The sequence below is a fragment of the Micromonospora sp. NBC_01412 genome, from assembly GCF_045040215.1.
Taxonomy (GTDB): Bacteria; Actinomycetota; Actinomycetes; order Mycobacteriales; family Micromonosporaceae; genus Micromonospora; species Micromonospora rubida.
Map to the genome: position 1 here is coordinate 165,343 of NZ_CP109528.1, position 17,832 is coordinate 183,174.

4 protein-coding genes are annotated in these 17,832 nt (G+C 72.8%); 2 read left to right on the plus strand and 2 right to left on the minus strand.

Annotated elements, in window-relative coordinates:
* Positions 1-91: 91 nt before the first annotated feature.
* Complete coding sequence (gene infA, locus OG617_RS00780) at positions 92-316, minus strand: translation initiation factor IF-1 (RefSeq protein WP_387026116.1); 225 nt, start codon at positions 314-316, stop codon at positions 92-94.
* On the minus strand, positions 304-942 hold the full coding sequence (locus OG617_RS00785) for a GNAT family N-acetyltransferase (protein WP_405097784.1): 639 nt from the start codon (positions 940-942) through the stop codon (positions 304-306). The genes infA and OG617_RS00785 overlap by 13 nt, the downstream gene beginning before the upstream one ends.
* Positions 943-1,318: 376 nt before the next feature.
* Between OG617_RS00785 and OG617_RS00790 the strand changes: the two genes are divergently transcribed.
* Positions 1,319-1,531: a hypothetical protein gene (locus OG617_RS00790; protein ID WP_405097786.1), complete on the plus strand. Its 213-nt coding sequence runs from the start codon at positions 1,319-1,321 to the stop codon at positions 1,529-1,531.
* Between the two features lie 279 nt (positions 1,532-1,810).
* Positions 1,811-17,809, plus strand: coding sequence for a type I polyketide synthase (locus OG617_RS00795; protein ID WP_405097788.1), 15,999 nt, complete (start codon positions 1,811-1,813; stop codon positions 17,807-17,809).
* Positions 17,810-17,832: the final 23 nt, after the last annotated feature.

Genomic DNA, 17,832 nt, shown 5'->3' on the forward strand with positions numbered 1-17,832 from the left:
ACCGTGAACTGGCTGACGCAGACGCTCCTCGAAGGGTGCGGATCCCCTGGGAGGACCCGCACCGCTCCCGTCTTACATGTTCTGCCGGCTGCTACATCCGGTACCGGTAGGTGATCCGGCCGCGGGTCAGGTCATAGGGGCTCAGCTCCACCAGCACCCTGTCCTCGAGCATGATCTTGATGAAGTTCTTGCGGAGCTTCCCGCTGATGTGCACAAGCACCTTGTGCCCGTTGTCGAGCTGCACCCTGAAGCGGGCGTCTTTCAGGCACTCGACGACGATGCCGTTGACTTCGATACCCCGGTTTACTTTTGCCATATCAACTCCAGGCTGTTGCTCGCGCGGCGGGCGCCGACGCCCTCCAACAGCAAAATCGCTGCGGTGTCGGTTTCGTCGACGTCGGTCGACGCGATACCGAACCCGCAGGCGTGCATAGCGCCCAGCGCGTGGACCAGCAGCGCCCGGCCGATGCCACGGCGCCGCTGGTCTGCACGGACCTCGATGGAGACGATCCGCGCTATCCGCGGCGTCCCGTCCTCCCGCGTCAGCGGCAGAATCCGGATCACACCGACCTCGGCGCCCTCGACTTCGGCGTGGAACACACCCTCGCCGCCGGTGAAAGTCACCCCGGTCGGGGGCCGCGCGGTGGTCTGCGCTTCGCCGACCACCAGGTACTGCCGCTCACGTCGATGGTCGGCGAAGCCGGCCCGCCGCCAGTTCGAGGTCGTATCCGAGTCGTCGGCGTCGACCATCGTGTACAGCGGCGCTGGCAGTTCCGCCAGCATGGCGGCGGCCAGCCGGTCGAAGACCGCGTCGTGCCATGCGTCGATGCTGATGAACAGTCGCCCGTCGGGCCTGCGCATAGTGTCGCCGCGGCCGACCACCAGGTCGTCTTCGAGGGCGTGCCACTGGTCTGCCGCGACCCTTGTGATCACGGGCGTCACGGGGTCTGGGATCGGATGCGTAGTGACGTAAATAGCTGTCGCCTTTCAGGAGTGCCTTTGGGGCGCTCCTGCGACGTCTCCGTCAGTCGCCGGCCGTGACCGGTAGGGGGAGCACCCACATCATCGAACCAACATTCACGGGTCTCACCTCCTCAAGGGTCTGTCACGGCCGAGGCTGAACGTTACCAGACCGGGCGTCGCCGCGCCCAACCGCCTGGGTGTAGAACCCCTCAGGGAAGCCACACCTTTCCACGATAGGGCTTTTGAATTGAGCTCCGGGTCCCTTCGTGTAAGGAGTCGTTCACCAGCCGGCTTCTCGCGGCCCTGAGGCCGTTGGCCCCGGCGGGATGGAGATTGAGGCAAGAGCGTGATGACCATGGTGGCCACTCCTGGGCGCGGCCTGGGACGCAACGCGCTGAGCGACCTCAGCCGGGTGCTGCACGACTGCCACGCACACGTGATCAGCGGGCCCCGGGTGGTTCTCACCGAGGCGGACGGCAAGCTCGTCGACGTCGAGGACGAGGAGCAGGCCGGCTCGTCCCCACCATCGCCGACCCGCTCGCCCTGCACCTCGCCACAGTCCAACTGAAGGCGCTGCCCGCCGCGGTGCAAGCCGGTGCCGGCGAGCATGCCACGACTCCGCCGCAGGCCTTCTTCACCTCCGGACGGTCGCAGAGCTGACAGGACGTGGGCGGTGAGGTGACAGCCGGAACTGTCGCCTCACCGCCCACGGCTTTTCCGGTGGGGCGTTTACCAGGCTGAGGGATGCCCGGTCAGCACGGCCGCTTCTAGCCTCCGAATGCGGGCCGACGGGGTTTCGCCCATCCGGTGCCCGACCGGGTCCGCTCTACGAGAGGACGTGTGATTCGTGCGCGCCGAACTGATCAGAGCCCTCCCCCTGGTGTTGCGGGAGCACGCGGACAGCTTCGGCGAGAAGGTGGCCTTCCAGGACGACAAGCGGGCGGTCACGTACGGCGATCTGGAGGCGCGGACCCGGCGGCTGGCCGGACATCTGATGGGCCTCGGTGTGCGGCGTGGCGACCGGGTGATGATCTGCCTACGCAACAGCGTGGAGACGCTCGAGAGCTACCTCGCCACCCTTCGTGCGGGCGCGGTCGGGGTACCGGTCAACCCCGCGTCCACCGACTCCGAACTGGACTATCTCCTGGCCGAGAGCGCGGCGGCCGTCGTCATCACCGACCCCGTACACGTGGCGGGCTTCCTGCGCTCGCCGGCCCTGGCCCCCGACGCGCGCCTGTTGGTGACCGGCGACGCACCGGCGCACACGTCGGTCCACGCCTACCAGAAGCTCGCCGCGAGCGAACCGGCGATAGCCGCACCAGACGACCTGGGTCTGGATGAGACGGCGTGGATCTTTTACACCTCCGGGACCACCGCAGAACCGAAGGGAGTGCTCTCCAGCCAGCGCAACTGCTTGTACTCGGTCGCGGCGAGCTACGTTCCGATCCCGGGGTTGTCGGCGGACGATCGCGTGCTGTGGCCGCTGCCTTTGTTCCACAGCCTTTCCCATATCGCGTGCGTGCTGGCGGTGACCGTGGTCGGCGCGACCGCCCGGATCATGGACAGCCCTTCCGGGGACGAGTTCCTGGAGGCCGCTCGGGAAACCCGGGCCACCTTTGTGGCGGGTGTGCCGGCCACCTATCACTATCTCCTGGAGGCGCGGCGGCAGCGCCGGATCGCCCTGCCGGAGCTACGGATCGGGCTGGTCGGGGGCGCGGTCGCCGGTCCCGAGCTGTGCCGGTCGTTCCGCGAGGAATTCGGGGTGCCGCTGGTCGACGCGTACGGCAGCACCGAGACGTGCGGCGCGATCACCATGAACCCGCCGGGAGGCGTCCGCGTCGACGGGTCGTGCGGGCTTCCGGTGCCCGGTGTGGACGTCCGGATCGTCGACCCGGAGACCGGCCGCGACGTGCCGGTCGGCGTCGAGGGCGAGGTATGGGTGCGCGGACCGAACGTGACGTCCGGCTACCACAACAAACCGGAGGCGACCGCAGCGGCGTTCCGGGACGGCTGGTATCGCACGGGTGACCTCGCCCGCCGGGACGCCGCCGGCTATTTCACCATCTGTGGCCGGATCAGCGATCTGATCATCAGGGGCGGCGAGAACGTCCATCCGGAGGAGATCGAGGCGGTCCTTCGCGTCGCTCCGGGGATTGCCGACGTCGGCGTGGCCGGCCGGCCGCACGAGGTGCTGGGCGAGGTGCCCGTCGCCTATGTGGTCACGGATCCGTCGGGTGTCGAGGTGGGTTCCGTGATCGAACGGTGCCGCCGGGAGCTGTCCACGTTCAAGGTTCCCGAAGAGGTCTACGAGGTGGTCAGCGTCCCGCGGACCGCGTCGGGGAAGATCCAGCGCCGCCGGCTGGCCGATCAGCCCGCCGTGCTGCGGTACACGGCAAGCGGGATGCACGACGGAGTCCTGCGTCTGGAATGGGTGCCCGCGCCGTCTCACGGCACCGCCAGCCCTGCGCCGACGACCTGGGCGTTCGTGGGCTCGGCCGCGGCCGGTCTCGCCGCGGCCGTGGAATCGTCCTCCTGTTACGCCGATCTGGCCACGGCCGACGCCGCCGAGATGACGGTGCTGCTCGCGCCCGAAACGTCGGGCACCTGGGCGGAGCGATGCGCCGAGACCCGGCAACTGGTCGAAGAGGTGACGGCGTGGGCCGCTCGGGTCGGATCGGGGCAGCTGGTCCTCCTGACCCGGCAGGCGGTGACGGTGTCGGCCGAGGATGAGCCGGCCGATCCGGCTCAGGCCATGTTGGCAGCCGCGACGGGCCGGGTTCTGGGGAGCCGAGCAATCCTGGTCGACCTGGACGACGAAACGCCGATCGACGCCGTGCCCTACGCGATCCTGCGCGACGAGCCGCGCTGGGTGCTGCGGTCCGGCGCGCTCTTGGTGGCCCGGCTGACCCGCCAGGCGGTCCCGGACCGTTCGATGCGAGATTCGTGGTCAGGCGCCGACGGTGTCGTAGTGCTGACGGGCGCGGACACCGTGCGCGGCGCCGCGGTGGCACGCCACCTGGCCTCCGTTTACCCGAACGAGCGACTGCTGCTGATCGCCAGCGGGGACGCCGCCGCTACTGAGTGGGAGTCCACGATCACACCGGGTTCCGCCGCCGCAGTGATCCTCGCCGACGGCGACTCGGAGCTGGCCCGGAAGCTGAGCACCGCCGCGGACTCCGATCGGACCTCGTTCATCGCGATCGCCGACCCGTACGAGGTCATCAAGACGGCGGACGCCGGCCGGGTGGTCTCGGCGGCCATGGTGGACGCCGTGGTCCACGATCGCCGTCGGCGCGGGCTGGCCGGCGCGGTGCTGACCTGGTGCGAACCGGCCGGGGACACTCCGGGTGCGCCATGGGTGCGTGACGGGCTGTTCGCGGTCGACACGCTCCTTTCCACCTCGGATCCGGCGCCGCTGTTCGCCCTGCGTCCGCGCCGGCCGGAGCCGGGGGCGGGCGTGCCCGCTCCGCTGCGTGACATCTTCCCGGAGCCGCTCGTCCATGACGGCCTCGACGACACGACGTCCGCCCTCCGGGCGGAACTGAGCCGCCTGGACCGGCACGCGCAACGCGCGCTGCTCCAGGCCCTGGTCCGCGACGAGACCGCGGCGACGCTCAACCGGCCCGGCACCCCCGGCGTCCCGGCCGACCGAACCTTCCGGGATCTCGGATGCACCTCGGCCGCGATCGTCGAACTGCGTACGCGGCTGATGGCCAGGACCGGTCTGAAGCTGCCGACCGGAGCGGCGTTCGACCATCCGACGCCGCGCGCGCTGGCCGCGTTCCTGCACACCGAACTGGTCGACGACACGGCCACCGACACGGCCACCGACACCGCCGTCGGCACGCCGTCCGGGACCGACGAGCCGATCGCGATCATCGGGATGGCCTGCCGGCTGCCGGGTGGAATCACCGGACCTGACGACGTGTGGGATCTGGTCAGCGAGGGTCGGGAGGCGTCCGGGCCCTTCCCGGCCGACCGTGGCTGGGACCTCGAGCGACTGTTCGACGCCGACCCGGGCCGCGCCCGGACCTCGTATGTCGACCGCGGCGGGTTCCTCGACGGCGCGGCGGAGTTCGACGCCGACTTCTTCGGCATCTCCCCGCGCGAAGCGATCGCCATGGACCCCCAGCAGCGGGTGCTGCTGGAGACCTCGTGGGAGGCGCTGGAGCATGCGGGCATCGACGCCTCGTCGTTGCGGGGCGCCGACGCCGGGGTCTTCGCCGGCCTGATGGAGCAGGGCTACGGCACCAGCGGTCCGGTGCCCGAGGAGCTCGAAGCCTTCCAGACGACCGGAACCGCAGGCAGCGTCGCGTCGGGCCGGATCTCCTACCTGCTCGGCTTGCAGGGACCGGCGATCACCGTGGACACGGCGTGCTCGTCGTCGCTGGTCGCGCTGCACCTGGCTGCCCACGCGCTGCGCCGCGGCGAGTGCTCGCTGGCCCTGGCCGGTGGGGCCACGGTGATGGCCACCCCTCAGTCGTTCGTTGAGTTCTCGCGGCAGCGGGCACTGGCCGCTGACGGCCGGTGCAAGTCCTACGCCTCGGCCGCCGACGGCACCGCGTGGGCGGAGGGCGCCGGGGTGCTGGTCCTGGAACGCCTCGGCGATGCTCGCCGCAACGGGCACCGGATCCTGGCCGTGCTGCGCGGCTCCTCGGTGAACTCCGACGGCGCGTCGAACGGCCTCACCGCACCGAGTGGTGAGGCGCAGCAACGGGTCATCCGGCAGGCACTGACATCGGCCGGTCTGGGTCCTGCGGACGTTGACGTGGTGGAGGGGCACGGGACCGGGACCGTTCTGGGCGACCCGATCGAGGCCGAGGCGTTGCTGGCCACCTACGGCCGGGACCGGGACGCCGACCAGCCCCTGTGGCTCGGCTCACTCAAATCGAACATCGGCCACACCCAGGCCGCAGCCGGCGTCGCCGGCGTGATCAAAATGGTCCAGGCGCTTCGGTACGGTGTGCTGCCGGCGACGCTCAACGTGGACGAGCCGACATCGCGCGTCGACTGGTCGTCCGGCGCGGTCGCGCTGCTGACGGAAAACCGGCCCTGGCCGCACCGTGGTCGTCCTCGTCGCGCGGGAATCTCCAGCTTCGGCCTGAGCGGAACGAACGCCCACGTGATTCTGGAGGAAGCACCCCGGCAGCCGGCCGTCCGGCAGCCGGCGCCGCCGGCGCCCCGGATCGTGCCCCTGATCCTGTCCGCCCGCGGAGCGCGGGCGCTCAACCGGCTGGCGGACCGGCTGGTCTCGCTGATCCAGACCGCCGACGAGTCGTCGTGGGTCAACGTCGCCGTGGCGCTGGCCTCCCGGCGGATGACCATGGACGAGCGCGCGGTCGTGCTGGCCGGCTCCCGGGACGAGGCGCTGGCGGGCCTGCGCGCACTGGCCCGTGACGAGGCCAGTCCCCTCGTCGTGCGCGACAGCGCCACCCCCGACGCGTCGTCCGGCGTCGTGCTGATCTTCCCGGGGCAGGGCGCGCAGTGGGCCGGGATGGGCCGTGAGCTGCTCGACACCTCCCCCGCGTTCGCCGAGGTCGTCCAGGAGTGCGCCCGGCTGCTGACCGAGTGGGCGGACTGGTCGCTGATCGACGTGCTGCGCGGCGAGGCCGACCAGGAACTGCTCGAACGCGTCGACGTCATCCAGGTGGCGAGCTTCGCGATGATGGCCGGACTGGCCGCGCTGTGGGCGTCGGCCGGGGTGCGGCCCGACGCGGTGGTGGGCCACTCGCAGGGCGAGATCGCCGCGGCCTACGTCGCCGGGGCGCTGTCGCTACATGACGCCATGCGGGTCGTCGTGGTCCGGAGCCAGATGATCGCCGAGACCCTGTCCGGCCGAGGCGGCATGGCCTCGGTACGCCTCGACGCCTCCGACGCGACGGCGCGGCTGGCGAAGTGGGACGGCCGGGTGCAGGTCGCCGCAGTCAACGGCCCGTCCTCGGTGGTGCTCTCCGGTGACCCGCAGGCCCTGACCGAGGCATTGCGCGAACTGGCCGAGTCCGGTGTCGACGTACGGCGGGTGGCAGTCGACTACGCATCGCACAGCGACCAGGTCGAGGCCGTCCGGGAGCGCCTGGCGGTGGCGCTGGCAGGCCTGTCGCCCGCCGAGCCCGCGGTGCCCTTCCACTCGACCGTGACCGCGGGCCGGGCCGACGGTGCGCTGGACGGCGACTACTGGTACCGCAACCTACGGCACCAGGTCCGGTTCGGTCCGACGATCGACCGCCTCCTGGAGCAGGGCTTCGGCGCGTTCGTCGAGGTCAGCCCCCACCCGGTGCTCGTCCAGCCGGTCGCCGAGGCCGTCCACGAGGCGGGCTCGGAAGCGGTCGTCGCCGGTTCGCTGCGCCGGGACGACGGCGGCATCGGCCGCCTGGCGCGCTCGATGGCCGAGCTGTTCGTCCGCGGCGTCCCGGTGGACTGGCGCGGCCTGCTCCCGGCCGCCGGCCTGGCCGCGTGGATCGACCTGCCGACCTACCCGTTCGAGCGGCGGCGGTTCTGGCGACGTCCGGTGGCGGCCGCCGGTGCGTCCGGCCTGGGCCTGGACGACGCCGGGCACCCGCTGCTCGGCGCGCTCGTCCGGCTGCCCGATTCCGGTGGCCTGATCGCGACCGGGCGGTGGTCCGCGTCGCTCCTGCCCTGGTCGAGCGGCGACGAGAGCGCGGTCGAGGTACCCGAGGCGGCCCTCGTCGAGCTGGCGCTGTGGGCGGGTGACCTGGCCGGCGCCCCGGTCGTCGAGGAGCTGACCATCGACCGGGCCGTCGTGCTGCCCCGCCACGGCAGCCTCGACGTACGGATCCTCGTGGGGCAGCCGGACGCTGCCCACCGGCGGTCGCTGACGGTCTACTCGGGTCCGTCCGGCGCGGGCACCGCCGAGGAGTGGACGCCGCACGCCACCGGCACCGTGGCACCGGCGGCCCGATCCGCCGCCGAGGCCGCCGGTGTCCCCGCCGCCGAGGTCGCTCTCGACGACGCCGAGCGGCCGGACGCGCAGCGCTACGGCATCCACCCGGCACTGCTCGACGCGGCGGTCCGGACCGTCCTCTCCCCCGATCAGCGGCCGAAGACCTGGCGAGGCGTCCGGCTCCTGACGTCCGGGGCCGACACTGTCGGCGTCCGGTCCACGTCCGCCGGGGACGGACTGGCCTTCCGCGTCGAGCTGGCCGATCCGGCCGGGCAGCCGGTGCTGGCGGTGGCCGAGCTGGTCGCCGGGCAGCGCGCGTCCACCGCGGACCTCTTCCGCCTGGACTGGGTCGACCATCCGATGCCCCGGGACACCTCGACGCCCGGCCTCGCCGCCCATTACGTGACCGATGCCGCCGGGATCGCCGACGCGCCGGCGACCCTGCTGATCCACGAGGCCGACGTCTCGGACGGCGACCCGCGCGCGGCGGTCGTCGAGGTGCTCGAGCTGATCCAGGCGTTCCTCGCCCGGCCGGGCGAGGACGACGCCCGGCTCGTGATCGTCACGCAGGACGACGCCGGGATCGCCACCAGCGCCGTCTGGGGGCTGGTCCGGTCCGCCCAGTCGGAGCACCCGGGCCGGCTCGTGCTGGTGGCCGCCGACCAGGCGGCCCGGGCGACCGCCTCCGTCATCGCGGCCGTGCGGAGCGGTGAACCACAGCTGAGGCTCCGGGACAGCCGGTTGCTCGTGCCCCGGTTGGCGCGGCTGCGGCCGGTCGCGCCTTCACCCGCGTCCCGGCCACTCGACCCCGGCGGCACTGTGCTGATCACCGGTGGCACCGGAACGCTCGCGGCGGTGACCGCGCGGCACCTCGTCGCCGAGCACGGTGTCCGCCGGCTGATCCTGGCCGGCCGTCGCGGCCCCGAGGCCGACGGCGCCGCGGCGCTGCACGACGAACTGGCCGGGCTCGGCGCGACCGTCCGGCTCGTGGCCGCCGATGTGGCGGACCGAGAGCAGGTGGCGGCGCTGCTGGCCACGGTCGGAGCGGAACACCCGCTGACTGCGGTCGTGCACACCGCCGGGGTACTGGACGACGCGGTGATCACCGAGCTCGACCCGCACCGCGTCGACGCCGTGTTCGGGGCGAAGGTGGACGCGGCCCGTCACCTGGACGACCTCACCCGCGACCTCGATCTCGCCGCCTTCGTCCTCTACTCCTCGGCCGCGGGTGTGCTCGGCAACCCGGGGCAGGGCAACTACGCCGCGGCCAACGCGGCACTGGACGCCGTGGCGCGGGAACGGCGGCACGCCGGCCTGGCGGCGGTCTCGATCGCCTGGGGTTACTGGGATCGGGCCAGCGGCCTGACCCGCCACCTCAGCCACGCCGACCACCGGCGGAACCGGGACGTCGGCATGATCGGCCTGTCCGACGGCGACGGGATGGCGTTGTTCGACCAGGCCCTGCGGGCCGGCGACGACGCCGGCGCGGCCGTGGTCGCGGCCGGGTTCGACCCGGCCGCACTCCAGGCGGCCAATGGCTCGCGGGTGCCGTCCGTGCTGCGCGGTCTGGTACCGGCCGGGCGGCCGGTCACCCCGGCCGGTGCGACCGTGCGGCCGGTTCCGGCGGCGCCGGCCTCCTCGTCCGGCCGGATCAGCGCGCTGCCCCCGGCGGAGCAGCTCGACGCCCTGGTCGACCTGATCCGCCGGCAGTCCTCCCTCGTCCTCGGCCATGCGAGCACCGACGCGATCCGGCTCGACCGGACGTTCAAGGACTCGGGCTTCGACTCGCTCACCGCGCTCGAACTGCGCAACCGGCTCGCTGCCGCGACCGGGCTGACCCTGTCCCCCGCGATGATCTTCGACTACCCGCGGCCGCGGTCGCTGGCGGCCCACCTGCAGGCCAAGCTCCTCGACGACGCGCAGGCCCAGGCCCGGCCCGCCACCGAGGAGCCGAGGGCGATCGCCAAGGAGCCGATCGCCATCGTCGCGATGGCCTGCCGGTTCCCCGGCGGCGTACGCAGCCCCGAGGACCTGTGGCGGATCCTCGCCGCGGAGACCGACGCGGTCACCAAGTTCCCCACCGACCGCGGCTGGGACACCGACCGGCTGTTCGATCCCGACCCGGACCACCCCGGCACCACCTACGTCCGCCACGGCGCCTTCCTCGACGACCCCGGCGCGTTCGACGCCGCCTTCTTCGGCATCTCGCCGCAGGAGGCACTGGCGATGGACCCGCAGCAGAGACTGGTCATGGAGACCTCGTGGGAGCTGCTCGAACGGGCCGGCATCGACCCGCACAGCCTGGCCGCCCAGGACGTCGGCGTGTTCGTCGGGGTCAACAGCCACGACTGGACCGTGCGCACGCACCACGCGTCCGGTGTGGAGGGCTTCCGCCTGACCGGCGGCTCGGGCAGCGTCGTCTCCGGACGGGTGGCCTACCACCTGGGCCTGGAGGGCCCGGCGATCACCGTGGACACCGCCTGCTCGTCCTCGCTGGTGAGCCTGCACCTGGCCGTGCAGGCCATCCGGAACGGCGAGTGCTCGATGGCGCTGGCGGGCGGCGTGATGGTGATGGGCACCGTGGAGACCTTCGTCGAGTTCTCGCGGCAGCGGGGGCTCGCCCCCGACGGCCGCTGCAAGGCGTTCGCCGACGCGGCCGACGGCACCGGCTGGTCGGAGGGGGTCGGGCTGCTTCTGGTCGAGCCGCTGTCCCAGGCCCGTGCGCGGGGCCACCGGGTGCTGGCCCTGGTCAGCGGGACGGCGGTGAACTCCGACGGCGCCTCCAACGGCCTCACCGCGCCGAACGGCCCGTCGCAGCAGCGCGTGATCCGCAAGGCGCTCGCCGCGGCCGGACTGCGGGGCGACGAGGTCGACGCCGTCGAGGGGCACGGCACCGGGACCACGCTCGGCGACCCGATCGAGGCGCAGGCGCTGCTGGAGACCTACGGCCGGGACCGGCCGGCCGACCGACCGCTCTGGCTCGGGTCGGTGAAGTCGAACATCGGCCACACCCAGGCTGCGGCCGGCGTCGCGGGCGTGATCAAGATGGTGCTGGCGATGCGGCACGGCGTCCTGCCGAGGACGCTGCACATCGACCGGCCGTCGACGCACGTGGACTGGTCGGCGGGCGCGGTCCGGCTGCTCACCGAACGCCGCGACTGGCCCCTTGCCGGACGGCCGCGCCGGGCCGGTGTGTCGTCGTTCGGCATCGGCGGGACCAACGCTCACGTCATCCTGGAGGAGGCCGGCGAGGAGACCACCAGGCACGGCGCCGACGAGATGACCGAGGACCCCGCCCTGGATCGGCCCTCGGACCACCTCTGCGTGCCGGTTCCGGTCTCCGGTCGCACCCCCGCCGCGCTGCGGGCCCAGGCCGGCCGGCTGGCGGACTTCGTGGCATCGCGGCCGGAGTTGGAGCCCGCCGACATCGCCCTCGCGCTGGCCACCGGCCGGGCACAGCTCGACCGGCGGGCGGTCCTGGTGGTCCGGCATCGCGACGAGCTGATCGGCGACCTGCGCGGTCTGGCCGAGGGTTCCGCGCCGGCCATCGGTGGCGCCCCGGTCGACGGCAAGCTGGCTGTCCTGTTCACCGGGCAGGGCAGTCAGTGGCCCGGCATGGGCCGGGACCTCGCGGCTGCCTTCCCGGTCTTCGCCGAGGCGTTCACCGACGCCTGCCGGGCTGTCGAGAAGCACTGGGCCGGTCATGTCACGGCGCCGCTGTCCGACGTCGTCTTCGCCGCCCCGGGCGCGGAGGACGGCCGGCTGATCGATCAGACGATCTACACCCAGGCCGGCCTGTTCGCCCTGGAAACCGCCCTGTACCGGCTCTACGAGTCGTGGAGACTGCGCCCGGACCTGGTCGCTGGCCACTCCATCGGGGAGATCACCGCCGCGCACGTCAGCGGGGTGCTCGACCTGGCCGACGCGGGGAAGCTGGTCGCCGCGCGGGCCCGGCTGATGCAGGCGCTGCCTACCGGCGGAGCCATGGTCGCCGTCCAGGCGAGCGAGGCCGAGGTGACACCGTCGCTGGTGGAGGCACCCGGCGTCGTCGGCGTCGCGGCGGTCAACAGCGCCCGGTCGCTGGTGCTGTCCGGTGACGAGGTGGCCGTGCTGTGGGTGGCGAGTGATCTCGCCCAGCTCGGCCACAAGACCCGCCGGCTGCCGGTGAGTCATGCCTTCCACTCGCCGCTGATGCGGCCGATGCTCGCCGGGTTCCGGGAGGTCGCCGAGTCGCTGACCTACCGGCCGGGCCGGGTGCCCGTCGTGTCCACGGTCACCGGCCGGCCGGACGCCGGACAGCGGTTCGCCACCGCCGACTACTGGGTCGAGCAGGTGCGGGCCACGGTCCGGTTCGGGGACGCGGTCACCTCGCTGCGCGATCAGGGCGTGACGACCTTCCTGGAGCTCGGGCCGGGGGGCGTGCTCACCACGATGGCGTCGGAGAGCCTGGACTCGTCGGCGGTGTCCTGCGTCGCGACGCTGCGCTCGGACGGCGCGGAAGTCGCCGACACGGTGGCGGCCCTGGGTGAACTGCACGTCCGCGGCGTGGCCCTGGACTGGCCCGCGGTCGTCGGCCGGCCGGCCGGATCCGCCTCGGCCCTGGCCACCGAGCTGCCGACCTACGCGTTCCAGAGCCGGCGGTACTGGCTCGACCAGGCACCGCTCGGCGATGCGGTCCCCGCGGTCACGGCCGGGCCGGCCGGCGGCCAGGAGGACGCTCAGAAGAGCGTCGCCGCCCGGTTGGCGAACCGGTCCCGGGACGAACGCGAGCGGATCACGCTCGAGGTGATCCGGGAGTCGGTGGCGGTCGTGGTGGGCTACCAGCGGGCCGATCTCGACGCGATGGACGACAACCAGTCGTTCAAGAGTCTGGGCTTCGATTCGCTGGGCGGCGTCCGGCTGCGCAACCGGCTGCGTGACCTCACGGGCGTCGACCTGCCGGTGACGGCCGTCTTCGACTATCCGACGCCGCGGGTCCTGGCGGCGCACCTGGCAGGCGAGATGTCCGGCGAGGTCGCCGAGGTGACCGATCGGGCTCCGGCGCCCGTGTCCGACCCCGACGAGCCCATCGCGATCATCGGCATGGCCGTACGGCTGCCCGGCGGCGTGGAGAGCCCGGACGACCTGTGGCGGCTGGTCATCGAGCGACGCGACGCGGTCGCCGGCTTCCCCGCCGACCGGGGTTGGGACACCGACGGGCTCTACCATCCGGATCCCGCGCACCCCGGGACCACCTACACCCGGTCGGGTGGCTTCCTCTACGACGCCGCCCAGTTCGACCCCGGGCTGTTCGGGATCTCCCCGCGCGAGGCGCTGGCCATGGACCCGCAGCAACGGCTGCTCCTGGAGGCGTCCTGGGAGGCTATGGAGCGGGCCGGCATCGACCCGCTGTCCGCCCGGGGCGAAGAGGTCGGTGTGTTCACCGGGATCGTGCACCACGACTACGCGACCCGGCTGAACCGGATTCCCGAGGAGGTCCGGGGATACGTCATGACCGGCACGTCGCCGAGCGTCGCCTCGGGACGGATCGCGTACGTCTTCGGCTTCGAGGGGCCTGCGGTGACCCTGGACACCGCGTGCTCGTCCTCGCTGGTGGCGATCCACCAGGCCGCGCAGGCGCTCCGGCTGGGCGAATGCACGATGGCGCTGGCCGGCGGGGCCACGGTGATGGCCAGCCCGGAGGCGTTCGTCGAGTTCTCCAGCCAGCGCGGGCTCTCCGCCGACGGCCGGTGCAAGGCGTTCTCGTCCTCCGCGGACGGCACCGGCTGGTCGGAGGGTGCCGGCGTCGTGCTCCTGGAGCGGCTCTCGGTGGCCCGGCAGCGTGGCCATCGTGTGCTGGCCACGGTTCGCGGGTCGGCGGTCAACTCCGACGGTGTGTCGAACGGGCTGACCGCACCGAACGGGGTGGCGCAGCAACGGGTGATCCGGCGGGCACTCGCCTCGGCCGGGCTGGGTCCGGCCGATGTCGACGCGGTGGAAGCCCACGGGACCGGCACGGTACTCGGCGACCCGATCGAGGCGGGGGCGTTGCTCGCCACGTACGGGAAAGCCCGGGATGCGCAGCAGCCGCTGTGGCTCGGGTCCTTGAAATCCAACATCGGGCACACCCAGGCGGCCGCCGGCGTGGCCGGCGTGATCAAGATGGTCGAGGCGCTGCGGCACGGAGTGCTGCCGCCGACCATCAACGTCGAGGAACCGACCGGACAGGTGGACTGGTCGGCCGGCACCCTTGCCCTGCTGACCGAGCCGCAGGAGTGGCCGCAGACCGGTCGGCCCCGACGGGTCGGCGTCTCCGCGTTCGGCGCCAGCGGAACCAACGCGCACCTGATCCTCGAGCAGGCCCCGTCCGAGGAGGCCGCGACCGCCCCGTCCGAGGATTCGGACCCGTTGAAGGGGCTCGCGACGAACGTCGTGCCGCTGGTGGTGTCCGCCAAGAGCGTCCGGTCACTCGCCGCGCAGGCCACCCGGCTGCGGACGTCTTTGGACAGCCCCGCTCAGACCGGCGAACCGGCGCTGCCGGCGATGGCCGACGCCCTGGTGCACGGCCGGGCGACGTTGCCGGAGCGAGCGGTCGTGCTGGCCGGCTCGCGAGATGAGGCGCTGACCGGCCTCGCCGCGCTCGCCCGCGGCGAGGTGGCACCCAACCTGACCACGGGCAGCGTGGTCGGCTCCGGAGCACCCGGCCGGCTGGTTCTCGTCTTCCCGGGCCAGGGATCGCAATGGGCCGGCATGGGGCGCGCGCTGCTGGACAGTTCCGCGGTCTTCCGGGCGCGGATCGACGAGTGCGCGCGGGCGCTCGAACCCTGGGTGGACTGGTCGCTGATCGATGTCCTGCGCGGCGAGGTGGACGAACAGACCCTCGATCGTGTGGACGTCGTCCAGCCGGCGAGCTTCGCGATGATGGTCGGCCTGGCCGCGCTCTGGGAGTCGGTGGGCGTGCGGCCCGACGCGGTGGTGGGCCATTCCCAGGGGGAGATCGCGGCGGCGTGCGTCGCCGGCGCCCTGTCGCTGGCCGACGCGGCCCGCGTCGTCGCGGTGCGCAGCCAGGCGATCGCGACCACACTGTCCGGCCGGGGCGGCATGGCGTCGGTGATGCTCGGCGCGGGCGAGGCGAATGGCCGGCTGGCCGCCTGGCCCGGCCGGCTCGAGGTGGCCGTGGTGAACGGCCCGTCCTCGGTGGTCATCGCCGGCGACGAGGAGGCGTTGGCCGAGGCTCTGGAGTCCTTGACGCGGGAGGGCGTACGGACCCGCAAGGTGCCGGTGGACTACGCCTCGCACACCCGCCACGTCGAGCGCATCGAGGACGTCCTGGCGACGGCGTTGAGCGGGATCGACACCCAGCCTCCGCGCATTCCGTTCTACTCCACGGTGACCGGTGGCTGGGTCGACGGTGGCGACTTACTCGGCGCCGACTACTGGTATCAGAACCTGCGGCAGCCGGTCGGCTTCGGCCCGGCCGTGGCGAGCCTGCTGACCCAGAGTTTCGGAGTCTTCCTGGAGGTCAGCGCGCATCCGGTCCTGGTGCAGCCGATGACCGACGTCATCGACGACGCGGACTCGGGCGCCCGGCCCCGCAGCGCCGGGCGACCGATCGTCTCCGGCACGCTGCGCCGGGACGCCGATGGTCCGGCATCCTTCCTCGCCGCGGCCGCGCGGCTGTTCGTCGGCGGTGTGCCGGTCGACTGGAGCTCGGCACTGCCGGCGCACCGGCCCCGGCACACGGCCGAGTTGCCCACCTATGCCTTCGACCGCCAGCACTTCTGGCTGACCGAAGCCGCTCCGGACGACGACGGACCGGGCGGCCAGGCGACGGATGCCGGCTTCTGGAACGCGATCGAGGACGCCGATCCGGCGGCTCTGGCCGCCATGCTCGAGCTGTCCGCCGACCAGAGCGAGGCCTTGGACGCGGTGCTGCCGGCCATCGCCGGCTGGCGGAGGGCAAGCGAGACCTGGTCGGTCTCGGCGAAACTCCGGTACGCGATCGGCTGGGTCCCGCCCCAGCGCGAGGCCCTGGGTGTGCCCGCCGGTCGCTGGCTCGTCATCACGCCGGAGTCCGCGGACGTCTCGCGCGAGGGTTTGCTCGACCAGTTGCGGGCCAACGGCCTGGACGTGGTGCCCTGCGCGGTGGAACCCGTCCTGTCCACCGACGAGCTCACCCGTCGGCTCGGCGGAGTCCTGGCCGACGACGGGGTGACCGGGATCCTGTCCCTGCTGGCACTCCCTGACCGGACCGGGCGCGACCGGCCGGACCCGGTCGCGCTCACCACCGCCACCCTGACCCTGATCCAGGCGCTCGCCGCGGCCGGCGCCACCGCGCCCCTGTGGTGCCTGACCCAGGGCGCGGTCAGCGTCGATGTCCGCGACGCCGCCGCCGGGGCGGCCCACGTGGCCCAGGCGGCGGTGTGGGGCCTGGGCCGGGCGGCCGCACTCGAGCGCCTGGACCGCTGGGGCGGTTTGATCGATCTGCCCGCCGAACCGGACGGCCGGGCCGTCCGGCACCTGCTCGGTGTGCTGAGCGGGGCGTCCGGTGAGGACCAGGTGGCGATCCGGCGATCCGGCGTACACGTCCGGCGCCTGCGGCGGGCCACCGGTCCGGCCGGGACCGGGAGCGAACGGCGTTGGCGGCCGCGGGGGACGGTCCTGGTCACCGGCGGTGCGGAGGGCCTCGGCCGGTACGTCTCGTTGTGGCTGGCGCAGGCAGGCGCGGAGCGACTGGTGGTCACGACCAGCGCGGGCGAGCCCGGCGAGAGCGTCGAGTCACTGCGCGACGAGCTGGCGAAGCTGGCCAGCGGCACCGTCGTCGAGTCGTGCGCGGACGCCGACCGGGACGCGCTCGCCCGCCTCGTTCACGCTCCGGGCCGCCCGGTGACCGCAGTCGTCCACGCTGCCGATCTGTCCCTGACCAGCCCGATCGACGAGACCGGTGAAGCGGAAGTCACCGAGGTCTTCCAGGCCAAGGTGGACACTGCGGTCCGGCTGAGCGAGCTGACGGCGGAACTTCCGCTCGACGCGTTCGTCGTCTTCTCCTCGATCGCCGGCATCTGGGGCGGTGGCGGTCAAGCAGCCGCCGGCGCGGCGAACGCGGTCCTCGACGCGCTGGTGCGGCGTCTTCGAGCGGACGGCGTCCCGGCGCAGGCGATCGCCTGGGGTGCGCTGACCGCAGCCGGCGCGGGGATGGACGAGGAGACGCTGGCCCAGCTCCGGCGGCGCGGCGTCATCCCGATGACACCCGACACGGCGATGGCCGCACTGGACCAGGCCATCCAGGCCGCCACGGAATCGGTGGTCGTCGCCGACATGGACTGGCGCGCCTTCATCGTGCCGTTCACGTCGGCCCGCACCAGCCCGCTCTTCGACGACCTGCCGGAGGCCGCGGCGGCGATCGAGGCGGCACAGCCCTCCGACGACTCCACGGAGAGCGCGTCGTCGCTGACGACCTCGCTGCGCGCGGCCGGGGAGGCCGAACAGGACCGGATCCTGCTCCGGCTGGTGCGGAGCCAGGCGTCCACGGTCCTCGGTCACAGTGGTGCCGACGGGGTCGGTCCGGCCCAGGCGTTTCAGGAGGCCGGTTTCGACTCGCTGGCGGCCGTCAACTTCCGCAACAGCCTGATCACCGCCACCGGGCTGAGGCTGCCGGCCACACTGATCTTCGACTATCCGACCCCGCAGGCGGTGGTCGAATACCTGCGCTCGGAACTACTCGGGGCCGAGGACGACATGGACACCCGTGAGGAGGACGTACGGCGGATCCTGGCCTCAGTGCCGTTCGAACGGTTCAAGGAGGCCGGTGTCCTCGAAGCGTTGCTCGGCCTGGCCGACGCCGAAGCGGGCGGGGTTGCGGCCTCCGACGAGGGCCCCGAGTCGGCGCAGGCGGCCGACGACGAGTTCATCGACGCCCTGGACGTCGACAGTCTGATCGAGCGGGCACTCGGCTCCGGCAGCTGATCGCCGGAGCCGAGTCGGACGGC